Source organism: Leeuwenhoekiella aestuarii (genome assembly GCF_004104055.1).
Lineage (GTDB): Bacteria > Bacteroidota > Bacteroidia > Flavobacteriales > Flavobacteriaceae > Leeuwenhoekiella > Leeuwenhoekiella aestuarii.
This window is the reverse complement of record NZ_QOVJ01000011.1, coordinates 1-24,916: the sequence shown is the minus strand read 5'-3', so window position 1 is coordinate 24,916 and position 24,916 is coordinate 1. Positions and strand designations below refer to the sequence as shown.

At 37.0% G+C, this 24,916-nt stretch carries 18 protein-coding genes; all 18 read left to right on the top strand.

Annotated elements, in window-relative coordinates; genetic code table 11:
- The first annotated feature begins 394 nt into the window (after positions 1-394).
- The 18 genes from DSM03_RS17125 (at position 395) to DSM03_RS17040 (ending at position 24,664) form a co-directional block, all read left to right on the top strand.
- Positions 395-955: a Crp/Fnr family transcriptional regulator gene (locus DSM03_RS17125; protein WP_128762852.1), complete on the top strand. Its 561-nt coding sequence runs from the start codon at positions 395-397 to the stop codon at positions 953-955.
- A gap of 76 nt (positions 956-1,031) precedes the next feature.
- Positions 1,032-1,775, top strand: a complete 744-nt coding sequence (locus DSM03_RS17120; RefSeq protein WP_128762851.1) for an SDR family oxidoreductase — start codon at positions 1,032-1,034, stop codon at positions 1,773-1,775.
- Positions 1,776-2,039: 264 nt separating this feature from the next.
- On the top strand, positions 2,040-2,777 hold the full coding sequence (locus DSM03_RS17115) for an SDR family oxidoreductase (protein WP_128762850.1): 738 nt from the start codon (positions 2,040-2,042) through the stop codon (positions 2,775-2,777).
- Between the two features lie 32 nt (positions 2,778-2,809).
- A complete protein-coding gene (locus tag DSM03_RS17110) occupies positions 2,810-3,721 on the top strand; it encodes a helix-turn-helix domain-containing protein (protein ID WP_128762849.1) in 912 nt (303 codons plus the stop codon).
- A 262-nt stretch (positions 3,722-3,983) separates the two neighbouring features.
- On the top strand, positions 3,984-4,916 hold the full coding sequence (locus tag DSM03_RS17105) for an AraC family transcriptional regulator (protein ID WP_128762848.1): 933 nt from the start codon (positions 3,984-3,986) through the stop codon (positions 4,914-4,916).
- Between the two features lie 96 nt (positions 4,917-5,012).
- Positions 5,013-5,855, top strand: a complete 843-nt coding sequence (locus tag DSM03_RS17100; RefSeq protein ID WP_128762847.1) for an oxidoreductase — start codon at positions 5,013-5,015, stop codon at positions 5,853-5,855.
- A gap of 83 nt (positions 5,856-5,938) precedes the next feature.
- Positions 5,939-6,373 carry a tautomerase family protein gene (locus DSM03_RS17095; protein ID WP_128762846.1) on the top strand — a complete coding sequence of 145 codons (435 nt, stop codon included), beginning with the start codon at positions 5,939-5,941 and terminating at the stop codon, positions 6,371-6,373.
- A 494-nt stretch (positions 6,374-6,867) separates the two neighbouring features.
- Complete coding sequence (locus tag DSM03_RS17090) at positions 6,868-7,437, top strand: RNA polymerase sigma-70 factor (RefSeq protein ID WP_128762845.1); 570 nt, start codon at positions 6,868-6,870, stop codon at positions 7,435-7,437.
- Between the two features lie 175 nt (positions 7,438-7,612).
- The gene (locus tag DSM03_RS17085) at positions 7,613-8,749 is read left to right on the top strand and encodes a FecR family protein (protein ID WP_128762844.1); all 1,137 of its coding nucleotides are present in this window, start codon (positions 7,613-7,615) and stop codon (positions 8,747-8,749) included.
- Between the two features lie 158 nt (positions 8,750-8,907).
- Positions 8,908-12,249, top strand: coding sequence for a SusC/RagA family TonB-linked outer membrane protein (locus DSM03_RS17080; protein ID WP_161567117.1), 3,342 nt, complete (start codon positions 8,908-8,910; stop codon positions 12,247-12,249).
- A gap of 2 nt (positions 12,250-12,251) precedes the next feature.
- A complete protein-coding gene (locus DSM03_RS17075; protein WP_128762842.1) occupies positions 12,252-13,730 on the top strand; it encodes a RagB/SusD family nutrient uptake outer membrane protein in 1,479 nt (492 codons plus the stop codon).
- Between the two features lie 34 nt (positions 13,731-13,764).
- Positions 13,765-14,499, top strand: a complete 735-nt coding sequence (locus tag DSM03_RS17070; RefSeq protein WP_128762841.1) for a DUF4843 domain-containing protein — start codon at positions 13,765-13,767, stop codon at positions 14,497-14,499.
- Between the two features lie 39 nt (positions 14,500-14,538).
- The gene (locus DSM03_RS17065) at positions 14,539-16,008 is read left to right on the top strand and encodes a PKD-like family lipoprotein (protein WP_128762840.1); all 1,470 of its coding nucleotides are present in this window, start codon (positions 14,539-14,541) and stop codon (positions 16,006-16,008) included.
- Between the two features lie 188 nt (positions 16,009-16,196).
- Positions 16,197-17,354: a TlpA disulfide reductase family protein gene (locus DSM03_RS17060; RefSeq protein ID WP_128762839.1), complete on the top strand. Its 1,158-nt coding sequence runs from the start codon at positions 16,197-16,199 to the stop codon at positions 17,352-17,354.
- Between the two features lie 269 nt (positions 17,355-17,623).
- The gene (locus tag DSM03_RS17055; RefSeq protein WP_128762838.1) at positions 17,624-19,054 is read left to right on the top strand and encodes a redoxin domain-containing protein; all 1,431 of its coding nucleotides are present in this window, start codon (positions 17,624-17,626) and stop codon (positions 19,052-19,054) included.
- 94 nt (positions 19,055-19,148) lie between these two features.
- On the top strand, positions 19,149-19,595 hold the full coding sequence (locus DSM03_RS17050; RefSeq protein ID WP_128762837.1) for a protein-disulfide reductase DsbD domain-containing protein: 447 nt from the start codon (positions 19,149-19,151) through the stop codon (positions 19,593-19,595).
- A gap of 11 nt (positions 19,596-19,606) precedes the next feature.
- Entirely contained in the window at positions 19,607-21,556 is a 1,950-nt protein-coding gene (locus DSM03_RS17045; protein ID WP_128762836.1) for a protein-disulfide reductase DsbD family protein, read from the top strand.
- Between the two features lie 312 nt (positions 21,557-21,868).
- Positions 21,869-24,664, top strand: coding sequence for a M16 family metallopeptidase (locus DSM03_RS17040; protein ID WP_128762835.1), 2,796 nt, complete (start codon positions 21,869-21,871; stop codon positions 24,662-24,664).
- Positions 24,665-24,916 lie beyond the last annotated feature (252 nt).

The following is a 24,916-nucleotide window of genomic DNA, read 5'->3' as shown; positions in this document are numbered from 1 at the left end:
GAAGTGGCTGTAGAACAGCTCGGCTATAAATCAGTACTAAAAAACGATGATAACGCTCTAAAAAAGCGCGAATTAACCTCAATTTTTTTCATTTTGATGTACTTGAAAATGCCGGCTCGCGTGTATAATATATATATATTAACCTCAGCCCTCTCTTTTGTTCTTTCGGATTAATACATTAATTTAAAGAGAATCAAACTTAATACGTATATAATTTATTGCTAGTACTAGCTTACTTACAAAAATCCTCGCAGATTTTTATCTGTGTTTAATTGGTTGAATTAAATGCTTAAACACGCAACAAAGCATCTAAAAACACATTAGCGATCATTGCAACTAAACTTTTTTACCAAATGATAATTTTTCTGAATTTACTTATTACTAACTTTCACTAATGGAAGAAATGATAGAATATATTTTACAATTTGGTGATTTGAACAAACAACAAATCCGTTTGATTTCAGATAAGGCAACAGAAATCACGCTGAGTAAAGATGACTATTTTGTAGAAGCAGGAAAATTATTTAATGAAATTGTATTTGTTTCGGAAGGCGTTCTGCGTATTTATTATTACAATAAAGATGGTGAAGAAATCACAAAATACTTTGCTGACGAAAAACACCTTTTTTCCAACCCCTATAAAGATGAACCCCTAACCGAATATTTACAAGCAATAACAGATTGTAAACTCATCATAATAACTCAAAAGAATTGGGAAGAACTTTCCAATACAATTCTTAATTGGGACAGTATTTTGAATAAAATACTTCAAAAGGGAATAGTAGAAAAAATGGATAGGAGAAGTTCTTTAGTTTCAGAAAATGCCACAACACGTTATTTGACTTTTTTAGAAAAATTTCCCAATCTCGTTAACCATGTACCCCTATCATATATAGCTTCTTATTTAGGAATTACTCAACAGTCCCTCAGTAGGATAAGAAAAAATATATCCTGATTGCTTTTTACCAAATGGTAAACATTGTTCTTTTTAAATGAGACAATTTTGCTGTATTAATTTTAAAAACAATAAAATGAAAACAGCGTTAGTAACAGGAGCAAACAAAGGTATTGGCTTTGAAATAGTCAAACAACTTGCCGAAAAGGGGATCTATGTTTTTATAGGAAGTCGCAATTTAGAGAAGGGTCAGCAAGCGGCAGAAAAATTAAAAGCAGAAGGATTAACAAATGTTGAAGTTATCGAATTAAATGTAACTGACGATAATTCTGTAAAATTAGCTCGAAAAAAAATTGGCGAAAAATTTGAAATTCTAGATATACTAATTAATAATGCAGGAATTAGTGGAGGACAGCCACAAACAGCTGTTGGTGCAACTCTTAATCAATTTAGACAGACTTATGAAACAAATGTTTTCGGAGTGGTGAGTGTTACGCAAGCATTCATTGATTTGATGAAACACGCTGATGAACCGAGAATTGTTATGGTCAGTTCCAGTCAAGGTTCTATTACCTTACATAGTGATCCATCTTATGACTATAAATATTACGATTACAAAGGAGCTGTATATCTTTCGTCTAAATCTGCTTTAAATATGTATACGGTAAATCTAGCATATGAACTTAAAGATTCATTATTTAAGATAAATGCAGTAAGTCCGGGTTTTACAAAAACAGATTTTACTAACAATATGGGAACCGGTACAGTTAAAGATGCTGGTAGCAGAATTGTAAAATATGCTTTAATTGGTCAAGATGGACCTACAGGTAAATTTTTCTGTGAAGAAACTAATCCAGAAACAGGGGAAATTCCGTGGTAAAAACAACAAAATACTAATACTGTATAAAAAATATCTAGATAAGCTCAAGCCCTAAGGTTTAAGTTTTTTATTCTATTAGTTGATCCAAAAATAGTGTATTTGATTGCGCTACTTTTCATATACAGACACAGCATCGGTAATGTAAGAAAATCTAAATATTCCTGATTTCATTCTCATTTTGACTACAGGATTCCTCAATTAGAACACATACAGCAAGCTTATGCATACGACCTTTGTAGTTCAGAATTTTAAAAAATAAGAAATATGAAGAAGGTATTAATTACCGGGGCTAATAAAAGTATTGGCTTTGAAACAGCTCGACAGCTATTACAACAAGGATATTTTGTGTACTTAGGGAGCCGTAGTGTTGAAAGAGGAAATCTTGCCGTAGAAAAACTGAAAAGTGAAGGGTTTACAAATGTAGAGTTCATACAATTGGATGTAAACGATAGCACCTCGGTAAAAGCCGCAAGACTTGCATTGGGGAAAAAAACAGAGGTGCTGGATGTTCTCATCAACAATGCAGGGGTTAATGGTGGTATGCCTCAGGAAGCACTGAGCGCAACTATAGAACAATTGCAAAATGTGTTTAATACCAACTTGTATGGGGTAGTGCGGGTTACACAGGCATTCATAGATTTAATGCGTAAATCAGAACAGCCTCGCATTGTCAATGTATCCTCAAGTGGTTGTTCATTAACTTTGCATAGCGACCCAACCTGGAAATATTATGACCATAAATCTGCAGTATATGCACCTTCCAAAGCAGCGATGAATATGTACACCATTGCATTGGCTTATGAATTGAAGGATACAAATTTTAAAGTAAATGCTGTTTGTCCCGGTTTTGTTGCTACAGATTTTAATGGGCATCGTGGCACTGGGACGGTTCAAGAAGCCGGAACGCGTATTGTAAAATATACCACCATTGGTGAAGATGGGCCAACTGGAAAATTTTTTAGTGAAGAATACAATCCAGAAACCGGCGAATGTCCTTGGTAAAGTGTCAATCAGATATACCATAAATTTATAGTATGAAAAGATCAGAGGAGAATTTTCAAATATTCCAATCTTTATCTGACTTACATCGGGTGCTTGGCTTACCAAAGCCTCTGCACCCGATGATAAGTTTTACAGACATTAAAGATGTCAAAATCTTACCTGAAGAATTAGGCAATGCTTACATCCTTAACTTCTACAAAATTGCCTATAAGACAGATCTTTGCGGTCAGGCTAAATACGGGCAGCATTATTATGATTTTGGCGAAGGCGGTTTGGTTTATACCGCACCCAATCAACTTTTTGAATTAAATCACAAACCAAGCACTGGTTTTTTAGTGCTCATTCATCCCGATTTTTTGTTAGGCTATTCATTGGCAAAAAAAATCAAACAGTTTGGATTCTTTGGGTATGCAACCAATGAGGCATTGCATGTTTCAGATAAAGAAAAAGAAGCTATATTTTCAATTTTTAAAATTATCGACGATGAATTACAAAGTAGAATTGATGATTTTAGTCAAGATGTAATCATCTCTCAATTGGAAGTATTATTAAATTATAGCAACCGTTTTTATAAGCGACAATTCATTACCCGAAAAGCGATAAATAACGACTTGTTACAAAGTTTGGAAGAAATTGTGGACGACTATTTCAACAAGGAAAAATCATTAACGCAAGGAATTCCAACTGTACAGCTTCTGGCGGAAAAACTCAATATTTCACCAAGTTATTTAAGCGACCTTTTACGTGCTTTAATTGGGCAAAGTGCAAAGCAATATATCCATAGTAAAATGATTGAGAAAGCAAAGGAAAAATTATCTACTACAGATTTGACGGTGAGCGAAATTGCCTATGAATTGGGTTTTGAACATTCACAATCATTTAGTAAGCTTTTCAAGAAAAAAACCAACCGTTCACCTTTGGAATTCAGACAGTCTTTTAATTGAATCGACTGCCGTAAAAAAGCATTATAATCTATAGCGAACTTATGTGAGAACCGATGTTGCATCTGTATTACATTTGATACATTAATTTTCTGTGCACTAGTAAATTTTCTAATATTGGTATTGTTTTCATAAGCTTATAAAAAGCACAAAAGGTAAATTGATCAAAGACAGTGTGTCATTCACAAATACTGTAATTGAAGCAATTGAACACTAAATGTTTTCTATAATAAGTGAAAGAGAATAATTTTTTAACTTTATTCTGATGGAAAGAACGGCAAAAATACCTCGTCATAATTTGATTGATTTCGCTGAGCAAAACTTTGATTTACCATTTTTCTCTGTAAATCAATATCCCCTCGATAGTAAGCTTTTTGTAGTGGAAAATAGAAATAACTATCCTATCGAAGATTATATTTCACCCGGGAGAAGGGATTTTTACAAGGTCTTTCACATTTCATCCGGTACAGGTATTTTAACGGTGGGATTACATAAGTATGAGATGCAAACCAATCAAATCGCTTTTGTTCACCCTGATGAGATTATGTCTTGGCAAACCACTTCGGAAGAAGCAGGAGGTCATTTTTGTTTAATACATCCTAATTATTTTGAAGGATATTCTCACGTTGCAAAACTATTCAGAACATATCCTTTTTTTCTAGAAGATAATGCAGTAATTAAATTACCCAATAACGTTTCAGTATCGATAAATACGAATTTCTCAAGAATACTCTCAGAAGAGCGGAGTACGAATGAAGACAAGAAAGATGCTATTATAATACATCTTCAGATGCTATTATTAGAGGCAAAACGGGCAGGTAAGAATATAGCTAATACGCCTGTTTCCGAATCGTATAGCTATATCCATAATTTTCTTTCGTTATTAGAGACGAATTTTCAGATACATCACAAAAACACGGTGGTTCGTCTAAAAACTGCTTCCGAATTTGCTGAAGAATTACACCTACATCCTAACTATTTAAACAATTTAGTTAAAACTCAAACAGGAAAAACGCTGAGTAATCATATTCAGGAACGATTGATGTATGAGGCGAAGGCACTTTTGATTAAAACAGACTGGGATATTAGCTCCATTAGTTATAGTTTAGGTTTTTCAAACCAGGCAGCTTTCACTTCATCCTTTAAAAGAATGGAGCGTATTACACCATCCCGTTTCCGAAAAAACATGCTCTCTTAGACGAATATTTGATATTCATAAATTCTTCTTTCGTACACATAAAGAGTTAGGTTATAACTCACTGTTATTTTGCACCATAATAATAACTAAATAATTATGGATAAGAATCGAAAAACATGGTTTGTGACTGGTGCATCAAAAGGTATTGGACTGGTACTCACAAAAGAATTAGTATCTCAAGGTTATAATGTTGTGGCAACCAGTCGAAGCAAAAATGCACTTCAAGAAGCTGTAGGAAACTTTGATAATTTTTTGGCTACCGAAGTTGATCTTGTTAATGAAGAAAATATCTCAATAGCTGTAAAGGCGGGAATCGAAAAATTTGGAAGTATTAATGTATTGGTTAACAATGCGGGTTATGGTCTCATTGGAGGTATAGAAGAAGCTGGCGATAAAGAAGTTCGAAATAGCTTTGATGTTAACGTCTTTGGTGTATTGAATACAACCAGAGCTTTGTTACCACATTTTCGTGAACAAGGAACGGGTCATATATTCAATTTGTCCTCCGTTTTTGGGCTGATAGCCGGAGCCGGGTGGGGTGTCTATTGTGGTAGTAAGTTTGCTGTTGAAGGAATTTCCGAAGCACTTGCACAGGAAGTAAAACCTTTTGGAATTAATACAACAATTATTGAGCCTGGGTATGTGCGCACCAATTTCCTAGAAAGTGGATCTATTGTTAAACCGGCTAATCCTATTAATGCCTACGCAGCAATTCAGGAAGAAAAGCGTAAACATTTAGAGGAGATTCCAGGAAAACAGTTGGGCGATCCCCAAAAAATTGCAGATGCCATCATTGAACTCTCTAAACAAAAAGAAGCACCTATGCGTGTATTACTGGGAAGCGATGCATTAGAGTTTGCAAACTACAAAGTGCAGATGTTAAAAGAAGGCTTTGAGGCTAATAAAGAAATCACGCTTTCTACCGATTTTGCATCATAGTTAGTTTATAATCCACTTATATAATAAAGCCTCTACACTGTTGTTTTGTTAAACAATTGTAAGAGGCTTTTTAATTTAAAGATATGCCACTTATATATTTCAACTGTCCGGAGGGAACTTTTAATCAGCAAGCTAAAACAAAAATGGCTAATGAGTTAACTAAGATAGCACTCGACATCGAAAAACTTCCTAAAACAGATTTTGTGAAAAGTACGTGTTGGATTTACTTTAACGATTATTCAAAAGAAAATGTATATCACGGCGGTTCTAATGCCGGAACTAGCGTAATCAGTTTAGAAGTAAATGCTTTTAAAGGCGGACTCGATCAAACACAGAAAAAAGACTTTATAATTCAATTTACAAATTGTATCCACAAATATGCAGGTTTAGATACCAATGAAGTTTCGCCCGTTTATATAATATTTAGAGATGTAGAAACATATAATTGGGGAGTTTTTGGAAACACAATTCAACTGGAGGATTTAAAAAATGCCCCTGTCAATGCAAAACCTGTTTAAATTATAGATAATGGGAAATATAAAGAGTTTGTCACTTTAGAGTAAGCGATTTGTAAAAATCATTCTGAATAATCCTTGGGTTTATTCACGTTTTTTTTAATTATAAACACCTTTTTCCCTTTTATAAAAGGGTTTAATTGTAAGTCTTTAAATAAAAAGCGATGAGGTTTATATCTTATCTTTTTAAATAGGCCTAGTCTTATATTGAGCTCGGCTCTTTTGAAACCGTAGCCTTAAAAATTATTTGAAATTTTGAATAGAAAATTTGAATAAAAGCAAGCGAAATCTATCTATAAATAGGATTTTTCTTAAAATATTAATTAAAGAATTGTGAAAATAAACTGCTTTATTTTATTTGTTTCGCAGAAAAGCAAACCTTAATCTATAAAATGTAATAAATATATTAATTTTTGAAAAGAAAAGCTATTAGGAATTAATTTTCAGCGAGTTCAAATTTTTTTACATGTTAAATTTAGTATAATTTTAACGTATCAATGGGAAGTAAAATGAGCAATAGAGATCTTGAATTAGTTGTCTCCCTCAAAGCAGGGAACAAGAAGGCTCTTAGTGTGCTCTACGATCTCTATTGGAAACCTTTATATCTTTCTTCCTATAACCTATTGCACGATAAGGAAACCTGTGAGGAAATCATTCAGGATGTTTTTATTGACTTATGGAATAAGCGCGATAAACTTCAAATTCAAACATCTTTGAAGGCATATCTTTTTGCATGTGTTCGTTACAAGGTGTTTGCTGAATTTAGGAAAAATAAAAATTTACGTTTTGAGCTTTTTGAAAATATAGAAGAGCGTCTTCAAAATACGACCCCGGAAACTGAGTTGATCCATAAAGAACTTCGAAAACAGATACGACTCGTAGTAAATAATCTTCCAGATAAATGCCGAACGGTTTACAAATTAAGCAGAAACGAACGTTTAACACATAAGGAGATAGCTCAAAAGCTGAATATTTCCACAAAAACGGTTGAAAATCACATAACCATTGCTCTTAATGCTCTTCGAGCCTCCTTAGGTATTAGCTTATTACTTCTCCTTTTTGAGTAAAATTAGTTCTTTTCTTCTCGACAGAGACGCTCGCTTTACATTACGATTTCGATGGATAAAAGTTCATTATACAACGTTTTTTATGTTAAAATTAGCAAATAGTTAAGTTTTTATTAGGGGATAAGTGAATTTTCATACACTTCATATATAAAGGCACTCATTAATTGCTTTTAGTATGAACAAAGAAGATTTTCAAATTTTAATAAAGAAATACCTGAAAGGGGAAGCAGATCTTACAGAACTACAACGCCTCATTAATTATTATGAGAGTTTTCAGGAAGAGCATGAGTGGGTTGAGGAATTAGGCTCAGAGGAGACCCTAAAAACTAAAATGCTAATCTCTATCCTAGAGCGTATTGAAGATACCGGGAAGGTAAAACGTATACCTTTTTACAGAACTAATTGGTTCACCTATGGTGTCGCAGCCTCGCTGGTTTTGCTGGTAATGATAAATATTTTTTACAAAGTAAATCTCCCTATAACAACATCAATCCAGGAGAATCAAATTGAAATAGGGAGTTCTAAGGCGACACTGACTTTGAGCAGTGGGGAGGAAATTTTTTTAGCAGGGGAAAAAGACTTTCTATTCAATACTGCAAAGAGTAACGGAAAAGAACTGATTTATGAAAAGACACCGGCCTCATCGACTCAACTATCCTACAATACATTAACGATACCGCGAGGAGGACAGTTTTATGTAGAGCTTGCAGATGGAACCAAAGTGTGGCTCAATTCTGATTCTCAGCTTAAATATCCTGAGTCTTTTGCTGTAGGAGAACCCCGTACCGTAGAATTGGTATATGGTGAGGCGTTTTTTGAAGCTTCACCCAGCTCAGCCCATAATGGGACTCGCTTTAAGGTCAATACCAACAACCAGGAGGTAGAGGTATTGGGAACCGAATTTAATGTCAAAGCTTATAAAGAGGAGGCTAACGTTCTTACAACTCTTATTGAAGGAACTATTCAACTCAACACACATCATCAAAAAGCTGAGGTATTAAAACCAGGACAGCAATCTGTACTTAACAAGCAGAATGGTAACCTCCTTGTCAGTAAGGTTGATACCGACTCTGAAATCGCCTGGAGAAACGGATTGTTCAGCTTTAATGATAAATCTTTACTTGAAATTATGAAGGTATTGTCCCGGTGGTATGATGTAGATGTAAATTTTGAGGACGAAACGCTAAAAGAGGTCACCTTTAATGGACAACTCAAAAAGAATCAAGAATTGTCAAGCATTCTAAAATTAATCAAAAACACCAATTTTATTACAGACTATGAGATAAAAAACAACACAATCATTTTAAAATAAAAAAGGGTAAGGTTTCACTCGCCAAAGTAATACGCCTTACCCTTATTAATCAATCATTAACAGTTAATGAAATTAACTTATTAACGACTTTCAAATTTATGGAAATAAACTTTACTAATGCCCTACTGATTTTTAAAAGAAGGGTTATCCCTGTTCTTATGAAAGCTTTCATTTTCTTCTTTTGTATTACTGTTTCTGCTTTTACACCCAACTCTGCTCTTTCTCAAGATGCTCAGATTATTATTGATGAAGACAAAATAGTTTCAGTAGATGAGGTTTTTAAATTAATTATGAAGCAAACCGATATTGTATTCCTCTATCAATCTGATATGTTTAAGGATTACCCTTCGGTCAAAATTCATAAAGGAAAAACGAAAGTGTCTGAACTTTTGAAAACATCTATTCCAAATAACAACATCGAGTTTTCATTATCGGAAGGCAACACCATTATAATAAGGCCCGTAATTAAGGACGCTCCTACAAATCAAAACCTGATAGATGTTACCGGAAAAGTTACAGATCAGGATGGTGTGCCTCTACCAGGTGCCAACATAACTGTTCAAGGTAGCTCTAAAGGAACCATGACCGATTTGGATGGGCTTTATACGCTGAAGGTGGAGACCGATGCAATCTTAAAATTCTCATTTTTTGGGTTTAAAGATCAAGAAGTTGCAGTAGACGATAGGAAATTACTAAATGTCGTTCTTCAGCCTAGTGTTGAAAGCCTTGAAGAGGTAGTAATAACGGGCTTGTTTGAACGATCGGAAAAGACGTATACCGGTTCAGCCGTATCTATTTCTCAGGAGCAATTGCAGGGTGTAAACAATGACAACGTGTTGGCTGCTATTCAGGTACTGGAGCCTTCTTTTCAGCTTACTGAAAATATCAATTTGGGCTCTGACCCTAATGTTACTCCTAGTGTGGTCATAAGAGGTGGTAATAGCCTTCCTGATTTAACCAGAGCAAACAATGGAGATGTTTTTAATTACAATAATGATCCTAATGTCCCACTTTTTATTTTAAACGGGTTTGAGGTGAACTTGCAACGCATCAATGACATCAACATGAACCGCATAAAAAGTGTGACCATCCTTAAAGACGCTGCCGCAACGGCTCTTTATGGTTCTCGGGCAGCTAATGGTATTGTGGTCATTGAGACCATCGTTCCAAAAGGTGGGACTTTTAGAGTAAGTTATACCGGTGGCGTTACCTGGGAAAATCCTGACCTTGGTAGTTATGATCTGCTAAATGCAGAACAGAAGCTCGAAATAGAGCAAGCAGCGGGAATTTACCGTTCAAACTTTCCATTTTTCAGGGAAGAGAATGACTTCTTATACAATCAACGCCTGGCCTCAGCCAGAAGTGGAGTCGATACCGATTGGCTAAAAATACCGGTACGTAACGGTATAGGTACCCAACAAAATGTTTATATAGATGGTGGCTCTTCAGATAACGTGCTTTATGGTCTGGGTTTAAATTATCAGGAAAATACTGGTGCGATGAAAGGCTCTAGTCGGGAAAACCTTTCCGTTAACAGTTATCTCTCTTATCGGGTAAAAGATGTGCGCTTTCGTAACGAACTGGTTTTTATTTTCAATAAGGCTGTCAACTCTCCTTATGGTTCTTTTCGCAATTATGCACTTATGAATCCATATTGGGCTCCTTATGATGAATTTGGAGAAACCAAGTTTTTTTTAGAAAACGTAAGGTCTCCCAATCGGGATGTTTTTTTGAATTCACAAATAAACCCAGTATATAATACGACACTTAATACGGTTGATGAAAGCAAATACCGAAACTTCTCTAATAATTTTGTAGCCGAATGGAAGGCTCTTGACTGGCTAAGGTTTACAGGAAGATTCTCGTATCAGGTTCAAAATGATGAGAGTGATAATTTTAAACCTGCGCAACATACCGATTTTGCAACGATACCTTTGGAGCGTTTTTATGAACGTGGTTCGTATCTAAAAGGCTATGGAAGGATGACCCGAATGGATGGTTCGTTGATAGGAAATGTAAACAAATCCTATGAAGAACATGTTTTGTATGGTTCGGTAGGTATGAACATTATTGAAAATAAATTTTCAGAAGAATTAATTACAGTTCAGGGGTTTCCCAATTCACGTCTGGATCAATTACTTGCCGGTAATAGGTATCCGGAAGGTCTTAGCCCTACGGGTGACGAAAGCATTAGCCGTACAGCTGGTTATTTTGCCAATGGAGGCTACGCTTACGATAACAGGTATTTTGCTGATGCATCTTACAGGTATGACGGTTCATCCCAATTCGGGAGTAATAAACGATTTGCGCCATTTTGGTCTTTAGGTGCGGGATGGAATGTGCACGAAGAAGCCTTTATGGAAGCGGTAAAATCAGTAGACCGTTTGAAGTTACGTTATTCTTATGGATATACAGGTTCTCAAAACTTTCCCAGTTATATGGGGATTACTACGAGCAAATATTATACAGACAGAGACTATCGGTATAATATTGGTACCTACCTGTTGGGTTATGGAAATGACGATTTAAAATGGCAACGTACCATTAAGAGCAATTTTGGTATGGATATGGAATTCTTCAACAGAAAACTAAGTGTTACATTAGACTACTTTTCTGAAAAAACACAAGGTAGCGTCATTAGTGTTACTACAGCCCCTTCTACCGGTTTTAGTACGTATAGTGAGAATATAGGGGACGTTGTCAATAAAGGATGGGAGCTCAAAACCAGGTATACTCTTTTAAGTGATCCCAATTCCCGAAACCAGATCTCCCTATTTTTAAATGCTTTTCATGTTAATGGGACTATTGAGAAAATTTCTAATGCTTTAGAAGAAGCTAACGAGGCTAATGCAAACGCTTTGTCAACAACCCCATTGCCCAGATATGTAGAGGGTAGATCTACCACTGCAATCTGGGCCGTACCTTCTTTAGGTATTGACCCTTCAACGGGAAGAGAAGCTTTTCTCACCCGTGATGGCAGGTATACTACAGTTTATGATCCTGCAAATCAAATCGTCGCGGGCGATAGCAGGTCAGATATTGAAGGTACTTTTGGTACCAGTATGGAATACCAGGGGATTGGGCTTAATCTCTATTTTGGTTACAGACTGGGTGGACAAACTTACAATCAAACATTAGTGGAACGTGTTGAAGGAGCAGATCTTAATTTTAATGTAGATCAGCGGGTATTTAATGACCGTTGGAGACAACCTGGAGATCAGACTTTTTTTAAAGGTGTTATTGACCCAGAAGGATTCACAATTAATTCTACCACTTATGCCAGTACCCGGTTTGTACAGGATTACAATTGGCTAAGTCTCAATAATGCTGCACTCTACTATAGGTTTTCTGAAAAGCTGAATAAAACGCTTGGAGTACAGAATACTAAAATCACCTTGTATACCAGCGATGTTTTCTTTCTTTCTTCCGTAAGAAGGGAGCGAGGACTTGATTATCCCTACAGTCGCTCCTTTACACTTCAACTTCAAACCTCATTCTAATTATGAAAAAAACAATAAGTATGTTTAGATCATTCAGCATAGTACAGCTCAGAATCACGCCCCTAATTATGGCCATTTTTCTTTTCACTTCTTGTGAAGATTATTTAGACGTAAACCCGGCTTCTGAGGTTAAGGAAGTTGAATTATTTGAAGATGAACAAGGTTATAAAGATGCACTTTATGGAGTTTATCAAATGGTTTCAGATAAATCATTGTATGGAGATAACCTTACAATGGGTTTCGTAGATGTTTTGGCTCAACAATACAATACCAGATCTTCAAGCCATATGTTTTATAATGCTGGTCTTTATAGATATGAAGACAATGCAGTGGAGTCCAGAATTTATGATATCTGGAGTTCTATGTATACCGCTATCGCCCAGATCAATTTTATTTTAGAGAATATAGATGCAGACCGTAACGTTTTTTCTTCTGATCAACTTTATAGTACCGTAAAAGGTGAGGCTCTGGGGTTACGTGCTTTTTTACATTTTGATCTGGTGCGCTTATTTGGCCAAGCTCCCATAACTTCTAGCGGTGCTGCGACGATACCTTATAGAGATGAGTTTTCAGTTAAAAACGAAGCCAGATTAAGTATTGAGGAAATTCTTAAGAAATGCGAGACAGACTTTAAAGAGGCAGAGGCTTTGCTTGCACCTTATCCCGAAATGGATAAAATCCGAAATCCGCAAGGAAGTTTAGGAGGGACTGATAATTTTTTAGCCTTTAGACAAAATCGTATGAATCTTTGGGCAGTCAAGGGGTTGCTTGCCCGTTTATATCTCTATGAAGGAGATCAATCCCAGGCATTTTTATATGCAAATGAGGTTATAGACAGTGGGTATTTCAGGTTTATGTCTCAGGCAGAATTAAATACGACAGGAGAATTCAATGACCGCACCTTCTCTTATGAACATGTATTTTCATTAAGTGTATACGATCTAAGAGATACCTCAGATGAATACTTCAGATTTAGCAGTAGTGAATCAGGATCAACAGATACAAAATTGTTGGTTGAGGAAAACAAGGTAAAAAATGTTTATGAGGTTTCACAGGGTTATAGTAGTGATCCGCGTTATGATAAGTTATGGCAGTTTAGTCAGTCGTTTTTGGTTCACGCCAAATTTTGGCAGAACGATGAATTATCTCCACTCCTAAAGAATCTGGTTCCTATAGTACGCCTGAGCGAAATGTATTATATAGCTGCAGAAACTGCCACCAATACTCAGGCTGCAGTAGGATTCCTAAACAAAGTGAGACCGGAACGCTTTATTCCTGAACTTCCTGATACTATTGATGCAGAAGTTTTACAAAACGAAATTTTCAAAGAATATAGAAAGGAGTTTTACAGTGAAGGCCAACTCTTTTATTATTACAAGCGTACAGGTGCTCAAAATATAATTGATTCCCAGATATCTCCCATAACCGATGCAGAATACGTATTGCCTATTCCTGTGCGGGAAATCGAGTTTGGAGGTTAATGCCTAATCAATTATCAACTTTAAAAATTTAAAAATGAACAGGAAAATATATTCTTTAATGTTAAGCGCTCTCACCCTTGTGGGACTGTTAGCAATCTCTTGCTCCGAAAGCGAAGAGCTGATGTTTGATCTTGAAAAGCCAGGTGTATACTTTTATAAACTGGCCGGTAATGAATATCTGGATAGTCTCAATTACTCTTTTGTTGTTTATCCAGAATCTGTAGTCAAAGATACCTTAGAAGAGGAGCTTAGAATCCGGGTGATGGGAACTGCTGCCTCTTTTGACCGGGAGATTAACCTTACTGTCGAAGATTCCTCAACGGCTGTAGAAGGGAAGCATTTTGATTTGCCGAATTCCATTGTAATGCCTGCCGATGCCTACGAGGTATATGTCCCATTATACCTGTACAGGACTGAAGACCTCAAGGAGAGTGAAAAGAAAATTTATTTCACACTTAAGAGTTCCGAATATTTTAATGTTGGGTATACTGATAATCTACAGCATATCATAACAGTAACAGATCAATTGACCCGTCCTTCAGATTGGACAGGTGGGCTTACAGATGTCTTTTACGGGGCTTATTCAAAAAGGAAACACGAATTTATGGTGCAGACGTTGGGGACCGTATCTATTACCATGGGGACAGGATCATTCATTTCTGAAATGATGTCTTTTCAGCAAAAGATGCTTGTTGCTCTTGCGGAATATGAAGCGGAAAACGGACCAATGTTAGATGAAAACGGAAACCGGGTTTCGTTTCCTAATTAATTCATCACCAACTAATAATTAACAAAAAGAACTAAACATATGAAACGATTCTATGGACTTTGCCTTTTTGGGCTTTTTATCTGGCTTTTTTCCAGTTGTGAAATGGAAAATGATAATATTTATGACAATGCTAATTTTAATGAGGTTCAGGTAAATGTGGAAGAGAGTGAAGCTCCTTCTACAATACTTCAATTTGAGACCTTGGAAATTACTCCTTCAATTTCGCAAAGTCAACAGTCTGGCGAGAGCAATTTGTCTTATGAGTGGACCCTTCGTACCGATGAACAGTATCTCAATGCTCCCATAGATTCTGTAGTGGCCACCATTTCCAGAGAACGGGATTTGCAGTATCAGGTCAATCTCACAACTGGGGATTGGAAAATTGTTTTACGGGTAACTGATGACAATGCGGGAGTAACCGCTACAGGTCAATTCTTTATCACGGTACAAAATCAGTTTAGTGAGGGCTGGTTACTTTTGGAAGAGAAGAACGAGATGGGTGATCTGTCAATAATCCTTCCCGACGGTAACATTTTCCGTAATATTTATTCAAGTATCAATCCAGATGCTCCTTTAGAAACCCCATTACGGCAGCTGGTAGTAACCAATTTTTCTTATGGGGTAGATGAAATTGTGATTCTATCAGAGTCCAGCGGGGTAAGATTAGACTATAATGAACTTCTCAAAGTCTTTGATTTACAAGATCTTTTTTGGGAGACACCGGTCCCATTTAGACCTGAATATCACGCCTGGCATGACGCAATTAATGGTTGGGTTATTAACAATGGTAAAGTCCATATTCAGGTTCGTGGAGGGTTTCCCGGGGAGACAAAGTATGGCGCTGCTATGGCATTTCCGATAGTAGGAGATGATTATCACGCAGCTCCCTTTGTTGCACAGGGTTCAAATCCCTATGATGGACCATATCCGGCTGTAATTTACGATGAACAAGGACAATATTTTGTATATCTGTCAATTGCGCTGTCCCCAACCCTGAAAAATTTTCCTCCAGCCCCGGATGATGCTCCGTTCGATATGAATAATGTAGGTCTTGATATGGTTTATATGGAAATAGGAAATACAGAAAACCTCATAAATGCTATAATGAAGGATGATAGTGATGAATACTTTATGCTTCAGATTCAAGGGGATCAGGCAGACCCTGCAAGAAGCTACCGGGTTATGGATGAGGCCCCGGAAATAGCAGATCATACGGCCTTTGAAACGTCCAAGACACTAGATCGCGTGTATTATAGTGCAGGTAATACAATTTACCTTTATGATATTCCATCAGGTCTTATTATAGGAAGCCCTTTCTCACTGCCTGGTGGGGAAAGCGTAACTGCAATGGAAATAAGTTCCTTAGATCCTACGGTAATGTTAGTAACCACTTGGGACAATAGTGAAGGTCGAGTCTACAAACTTGCATTGTCTGGTACTGGTGAAATGTCTATTTCAAATGAATATGAGGGTTTTGGTAAGATAATCGATCTGGCCTATAAAAATTAAAGAAGTTGATTGAGCATACCATCATCGCTCAAAGGATGTGGCACGGAAAAGATTTAGATTCGAAGCACTTCCATCTAATTTAAAGAGAGAAAGACTGCCATATCAGTTCCTAACGTACCTGAGCCACTAGAAAACTTAAAAACAGGTGCATTTAAGTACTAATTAAAAAGAACTATAAGACATTTATAATGAGACATACTATTAAAGCTTTAATGTGCTTGGCTGTATTGACAGCAGTACAATGTAAGAATACAGGTTCAGAAGAAAAACCTGAAGCCACGGAGCAGTTCAAAATATCGGGAATCATTAAGGATAAATCTTCTGGTATGGTCTACCTGAAAGAGCTTAATGCTCCCGAAGGAACAGACCCAAAGTTAGATTCTGTAGAACTGCAAGAAGGTTATTTTTCCTTTACTGGTAGAGTAGACGCTGCTAAGTGGTACTCCCTAAAAACAGCAGATACATTAGAGCGGCCACTGTATTTTATTTTGTCCAATGATGACATTACGATAAAGGCGGTAAAAGATTCTTTATATACAGGAAAAATAACCGGGGCAATAGTAAATGCTGAATATCAGGACTATTACGATAATTATTTTAATCAGGTTCGTCTCAAAGCTCGACCAGTTTATGGTTTACTGGACTCACTCAACCAAGGTGGAAAACGTGAACTGTCTAAAGATGAGCGTACGATGATAGATAAACAATTTGAGGATCTTGGTATGCTCAGCGATAGCTTGAGTAAATTGTATGTTTCCAAAAACAACACCAGCCTGGCTGCTCCAATTATTATTAAAGAGCGCTATATTCAATATCCAGATCCGGAAAAGGCTCAGGAGTTGTATGACCTGCTTGAGCCTTCGGTCAAGGATTCCTATTATGGAGTTGAACTTGCTGAAGCCTTAGAAGGTTATAAAGCCGTAGCTATAGGCAGTATCGCTCCAGCTATTAAAAATCAGGTTGATCTGGAAGGAAAAAAAATAGGCCTTGAAGATTATAAAGGCAAATATGTGTTAGTAGATTTTTGGGCAAGCTGGTGCGGACCCTGTCGCAAGGAAAATCCTAATGTTTTAAAAGCCTATAATACCTATCACGACAAAGGCCTTGAGATTTTAGCAATTTCCTTAGATGATAAGCGGGATCTTTGGGAGAAGGCCATTGATAAAGACGGTCTTCCCTGGGAACATGTTTCAGATTTAAAAGGCTTCAAAAATCAAGCTGCTGAGGATTATTCTGTTTCTGCTATACCTCAGAATTTTTTAATTGATCCAGATGGGGTGATCGTGTCCACAAATTTACGGGAAGAAGGACTGCATCAAAAATTAGCTGAAATCTTTGATAAGTAGTTCGGCAAAATCATTCTAATTCTTATTTCAAGCATTACTCTTTAAGAGTTCAAATGCTCAGGATTTTTTGGAAGAATAGATTTTCAAGTTTAAAAAGGCCATTCCTACAGATATCAACCTCAATCCGAACATCAACGCAGGGGATCAAAATCCTGGATACTAATTATTCCTAACTCGTATTGTGGGGTTTAATTTTTAAACCCCACAATACCTTATTGAGCCAGGTTCTAACACCTGGTTGAATCGACTATTCCATATAAAAATATATTATGAAAAAAATTATAAGATATACTGTTTTAATATGCCTTCTGCTACTGTATTGCTATAAAGGGCTTGCTCAAAATTATGGTGGCAATCCACGCCTGCAGGCTTTATTAAATACAAAAGATTCCATTGCTGTTGAAAAGGAAATCAGCAAAATGTTAAAAAGTAACGATGAAGAGGGCTACTTACTGGCTGTTCAATATTATGACCGAAAAAATCAAAGGGCTAAAGCAGAAGCTCTGGTAGAAGAAGCTATTACTAAATATCCTAAAGGAAGGTTTTCATTCGTTCGTGCGGGGAATACCTTGGTTGGTGAAAAAAATCCTAAAGCTAAGGAAGCACTTCTAGTAAAAATGATAAAGCGTTTTCCCAATAAAAAGAGTGATGTGGGGATGTATTATTATGACGTCGTTGCCTCTTATGCACAAGCAGAAAATCTTGAAAAATCTAAAAAATGGTATGCTAATTTTCAGAGTGATGATATGTATCGCTATTTAGCTACAGGCTATGTGGCAGAAGTAATGAAAAAAAACGGTGAAGATCCAGAAGAGTTTTTAAAGAATGAAATAGCCGAAGCTACAGACCGAATTAGGCGTGCCGAACAAATAAAAAGCACAGTTGTTGGTTTACAATTGAAACGTGCGTGGAATAAACGGGAAGCCGGAGACAATGCTGCTGCTTTAGAGATCATTCAGAGGGCTTACGATTTGAACGAAAGAAGAGGTAACAACTTATTGAACAGTTACGCCATAATACAGGCAGACAACGGTAATTATGATAAGGCATTACCAATTTTAACCAGCACAGTAAAAAAAGGCCAGTCTGATGACCTGGTGATGGAGTATCTTAAAAAGTCCTATGAGAAGGTGAATGAAAATGGTTACGAAAAATTTTTAGGAGCCATTGAAGCGAAAATGATTGATAGTATTAAGACGCATCTCGATAAAATATTTATAGATACTAAAGCGCCCTCCTATAAGGTGACAGACAGTGAAGGAAATACCTTAACATCAGAGGATTTGATGGGCAAGGTATTGGTAATAGACTTTTGGGCAACCTGGTGTGGTCCTTGCAAAAAATCATTTCCTGCTATGAAAAAAGCTCTTAAAAAATACGAGAAAGATCTTGATGTCCAGTTTTTGTTTGTACACACCTTTGAAAGGGATGAGGCTCCTTTGGCCGCAGCACAAGAGTATTTAGACAAAAATGATTATGACTTCCCGTTGTATATGGATTATCAAAATAAGGAAACCAGGCTTAATCCTATGGCGGTAGCTTTTGAAGTTAATGCCATACCTACGAAGGTGATTATAGATCCTAACGGCCAAATACGTTTTCGCATCGCGGGATTCTCCGGTGGTGAAAATTCGGCAGTCGCTGAAATTTCAGCAATGATTGCTATGGCTAAGGAAGCTGCACAAATCAAAACACCCTAAAACAATCAAATGAAATAATAATGGGCCACTTATAAATAGAGTATTCATTTACTCGATTCTATAAAATGGACTCATGCTTAATTAATAATTGATTATGAAATATACGATTTTAGCTTTCGCTTTATTTTTCTTTGGGGCTGTACAGTCTCAAATATTGGAACCAGTTAAGTGGTCAACCTCGGTAGAAAAAGTTTCAAATAAGGAGTATGTCTTGGTAGCCACGGCAATCATAGAGCCTCATTGGCACCTCTATTCCCAAAATGTTCCTGAAGATGGTCCTGTACCAACCGTATTTACCTTTATAAACAACGGCAGTTTTCTCAAGAAAGGAAACACCTCAGAAGATAAAGGTCTAACGGTCAATGATCCCGTTTTTGAAATGCAGATTAAATATTTTGAAAACAAGGCCACCTTTAGACAAACCGTAAGACTAAAAAATGAAACGCCTTTATCTATTAACGGAAAGGTTGAGTTCATGGTTTGTGATGACACCAGGTGCCTGCCACCAACGGAAATAGATTTAGTATTTACGCTAAAATAAATCAGGGTACATTGAAGAAATTGTTTTTAGTATTAGCAGTTCTAGCCGCGACCATATCAGCTCAGGCTCAAGTGGTAAATCACGTAAAATGGGAGACATCGGTAGAAAAGATTTCAGAAACCGATTATGAGCTGATAACCAAAGCTACAATAGATGAAGGATGGTACCTCTATGCTCAGAATGTACTTGAAGGAGGTCCCACACCAACAACTTTTATATATGATGATAGTAACGGAAAATTCGTCATCGTAGGCAATACCATAGAAGAGAAAGGAAGGGTTGTTAATGATCCTGTCTTTGATATGGATATCCCTGTTTTTAAGGGGCAAGCTGAGTTTCGCCAAACAATCACTATCAAAGAATCTATTGATCGTATTGATGCTTTTTTAGAGTTTGCAGTAAGCGATACTGATCAATACCTGCCTCCGACTGAAGTGAATTTGACCTTTGAAATTGCAGATACAGTCACTAAATCAGATACGAGTTCGCAGGTGCTGGCTACAGAAAGCTCAGCAAATAAAGCGGATAATGATAGCAAACTGGGGCTTTGGTCTATATTCATTATTGCCTTTTTTTCAGGTTTTGCCGCTCTTTTAACGCCTTGCGTATTTCCCATGATACCTATGACGGTAAGTTTTTTTACCAAACAAAGCAAAACACGTATAGCGGGTATAAAAAACGCAATAATTTATGGAACCTCCATCATTGTAATTTATGTATTGTTAGGGGTTTTGGTAAGTGTAGTTTTTGGCGCAGATGCTTTAAATGCCTTGTCTACCAACGTATGGTTCAATGTGGTTTTCTTTATACTGTTGATTGTTTTTGCCGCATCATTTATGGGTGCATTTGAAATTATGTTGCCCAATAAATGGGCTAACAAAGTAGATTCTCAAGCTGATAAAGGCGGGTTTATTGGGATCTTTTTTATGGCACTAGCTCTGGCGATTGTCTCTTTTTCCTGTACAGGACCTATAGTAGGTACTCTGCTTGTACAGGCTGCCTCGGGTGGAGGTCACATAGGGCCTATTATGGGTATGCTGGGCTTTTCTCTTGCGATTGCATTGCCATTTGCTTTGTTTGCCGCCTTTCCAGGTTGGTTAAATTCTTTGCCTAAATCGGGCGGCTGGCTCAATACAGTAAAGGTGGTTTTAGGATTTCTGGAATTAGCATTTGCCTTTAAATTTTTAAGTAATGCCGATTTGGTGTTGCAATTACATCTATTGGAACGCGAGACATTTTTGGCGATCTGGATTGCCATTTTTGGAGGTCTGGTGCTTTATCTCTTCGGAAAAATCACGCTACCACACGATAGTCCATTGCCACATATATCTGTGGGAAGACTCGGTTTGGGATTATTTGTTTTGGCATTTGTAGTGTATATGATTCCCGGTCTTTGGGGAGCACCTCTGCAATGGATCAGTGGTTTTCCGCCCCCATCGCAGTATAGCGAGTCTCCGTATGGGGTAGGGAATACCAAAGGCGTTTCAGGTACTTCAATAGAGCTTCCTACTGATGCAGAATTGGGACCTTTAGATCTGATTACGTTTAAAGAATATGAAGCCGGAATGGCCCATGCTAAAAAGGTGAACAAGCCGGTAATGCTCGATTTCACGGGCTATGCTTGTGTAAACTGCCGCAAGATGGAAGAACGGGTTTGGCCTGAGCCTCAGGTTCAGCAGGTACTCCGGGATGAGCTGGTACTGATTTCACTTTATGTAGACGACAAAAAAGACCTGCCCAAAAGTGAACAGTATATTTCTGAAACCACCGGTAAGAAGATTAAGACTATAGGAAACAAATGGAGTGATTTTCAAATTAAACATTATAAAGCAAATGCTCAGCCGTATTATGTGCTGATCGATAACAATGGAGAAAACCTCAATGAGCCTACAGCTTATGATCCTGATATCGACTCGTATTTAAACTGGTTAAAGGAAGGAATTGAAAATTACAGGAATTAAATTTTGAGAAGCACACTCTAGATTAAAAAACATGGTGTAAAATAGCCTCAATTATTTAATAAAATTCCGTTCTATGCTTAAAAAAGTCTTTTTCAATAGTAAATAAAATAAATCGCCAGCTCATTAAGGGTTTTGCTTTCGAGAATCGTCTTTAATAGGAATACTGTTTATAAAACTAAAAGGCTTTACGCTAATTTGATAAGCATTAGCTTTTTTAAAATCTAAAAGTCTTGAATCAAGTTCTTTACCATTTATGTAATGCTAAATGAACTTTAAAATATCTCTTTTATAATTACTTAAGATCAAAAAACAATGACTAAAATAACAACCAGATTATTACTCTTCTTTATAATTCTAAGCACATCTCTAAGTGCTCAAAACGTATCTGATACTCCCGTAAGACCTGAAAATTTGGCAAGCGGGGTTCTTGAAAACGGGATGCATTATTATGTGTTTCATAACGAGGAGCCTAAAGATCGGGCCTCTTTTTATTTTGCTCAAAATGTAGGTTCTGTTTTAGAAAACGACACCCAGCAGGGTCTTGCGCATTTCTTAGAACATATGGCCTTCAACGGGACGCAGAATTTCAAAGACAAAGAAATGCTGGAATATCTGGAGAAAAACGGGATGAAATTCGGTTCTGAAATCAATGCGTTTACCAGCTTTGATGAGACGGTTTACAACATCAATCAGGTGCCGGTTACGAATGAAAAATTACTGGATTCGGTTTTATTGATCCTACATGACTGGTCGGGTTATTTATCGTTAACCGATGCTGAAATCGATAACGAGCGCGGTGTGATTAACGAAGAATGGCGGTCGCGTAATACAGCAGGTTTTCGAGCCAATTCTAAAGTCTGGCTCGATGGGTATTTAAAAGATTCTAAGTATAGTAAGAGAATGCCCATTGGTCTGATGGATATAGTGAATAATTTTGAATACGATGAACTGCGTGACTATTACAAGCGCTGGTATCGCCCAGATCAGCAAGCCGTAGTGGTTGTTGGCGATGTTGATGTAAAGGAACTTGAGGCTAAAATCAAGAAGGTATTTTCAGCTATTCCATTAAAAAAAGATCTGCCGGAGCGCCCTGTTTTTGATGTGCCCATCACCGCAGATTTTATATACATCAATTCTACAGACAAAGAATTGGGAGAACCTTCCCTTCAATATTTTGTAAAGCGCACCCCTCTTGATTTAAGTGTGGTTGAGGAAATTAAAGAAGGTATTACGGGGGGCTTTGCTTCCTATATTTTAAACAATCGTTTTTCTGAATTGATTTTAGAAGAGAATTGTCCGGTGTTGGGAGTAAGTTTTGGAGTACAGCAATTTGTGCGTCCCCTGGAGGTACTAAGTCTGAATGCACGTCCTAAAAAAGACAGTCTACTTAGCGGACTTCAATATATAGTGACAGAGTATAACCGTTTTGCAGAATTTGGTGCAACGCCGGGCGAATTAGCCAGAGCTAAAGCAGCTTTTAAAACCAATCTGGAGTCTTCAAAAGCAAACATAGCAAAACGCAGCAACGACAGTTATGCAGGTGAGATTTATCAGGATTTCTTTAATAAAGAGCCGGTAACTGATTATGCCTGGAAATTAGATTATCAATTAAGTCTTTTAGATAGGGTAACCAATGAAAGCATACTGGAATATCTAAAGCGTTTTAAAGGTGATACAGGCAGAGGGGTAAGTATTGTGGGTTCTGATACAAACACCTATCCGGATCAGGAAGCAATTGAAACCGCTCTTGACCAGGTTGAAGCAAAAAAACGCATTCCTTTTGAAGAAACCACCTCAGATAAAAAACTTATCAATACAGCTCTTGAAGGTAGCCCGGTAACAAAAACGGAAGCTATCGAAGGTATAGAAGCTAAATTATACACATTAGCAAACGGATTAAAACTGGCACTTTACCCTACAGATTTTGATAAAGAGCAGGTATTTATGACGGCTTTCAGTCCTGGGGGTAGTTCGCTACTTTCAGTAGAAGAATTACCAAATACGTTTGTCGCCTCTTATCTGGTAGGTCAATCTGGCATTGGGGATTTAAATAAAATTGAGCTTCAAAAATTACTTGCCGGGACAGAGACCTCTGTGGGCGCTTCTATAAATGCTTATAGCGAGAGTCTTAATGGAAGTAGTAAAACTAAAGACCTGGAAACTTTGTTTAAGCAAATTTACCTTCAATTTACCGCTCCTCGTTTTGATGAGCAGGCTTTTGAAATTATAAAACAAAATCTGGCGACTAATTTAATTGCTAAAGAAAAACGGGTAACCAGTGCTTTTCAAGACTCGCTTACACTTGCATCTACCGGTCACAGCAAGCGATCCGTTCTTTTTGATCAGAAGCTCATAGATGAGGTAAGCTTAGCGGGAGCTGCTAAAGTATACCGGGATCGAATTTCTAATGCTAACGATTTCACCTTTGTTTTTGTAGGGGATTTCGAAGAGAAAGAATTACTTGATCTTGCTACAAAATATTTAGGAAGCATCCCATCCACGTCAAAAACAGAAAAAGCTGTAGACCATAATATGCGTCCTGCACAAGGCAAAACCCCGGTTCATTTGACCAAAGAGATGGAAACTCCTCAGACAACCATCAATGTGAGTTTTAACGGCGATATGGAGTATTCTAAGAAAAATAACCTGGAGCTTTATGTATTATCTCAACTTCTTGATAAACGTTATATGGAGCGTATACGAGAGGAAGAAGGGGGGTCTTACGGTGTTCGAGTAGGCGGTTCTGTAAGCTGGGAACCTGTTGGGAACTATAATTTAAGCGTAAGCTTTAACTGTAATCCTGATAAAGCAGACGACTTGTTAAAGATTGTTTATGCCGAATTAAAAAAGATGGAAACCAGTATCGATGCAGAGGAATTGACTGAAATAAAAAGCAATTACAAGAAGGGTGTTTCCGAAAACCAACGCCAAAACGGCTTTTGGTTAAGAAATATCGCCAACAACCTTCAAAAAGGAACGCCGGTTTCTGACGAGGCAGATAGTATAGCTTTAATTGAAAGCATCAGGGTGGCAAACCTTAAAGCAACAGCAGCCTTAATCAATTCTAATGCGGCTATTGTAGAAGGTGTATTGATGCCAGTGGAATAAAATAATTATAACCCCATTCATTCTCGTAAAAGCAGCATTTGAATAGGTTTATTTATTTGAATTAGCCTTTAAATAAAGACTTTTAATGTATGTTGACTTTAATTTGAAGTGAGCTTGAATCATCAGATTTGGGCTCTCTTTTTTAATCAACTCAATACAGCTGCATTTTTAGAATCAAAGGTTCTATTTAAAATATCACGTATGTACTTACACGAAGAAACCTCAATCAGTTTGGAAAACTATTTTGACCAA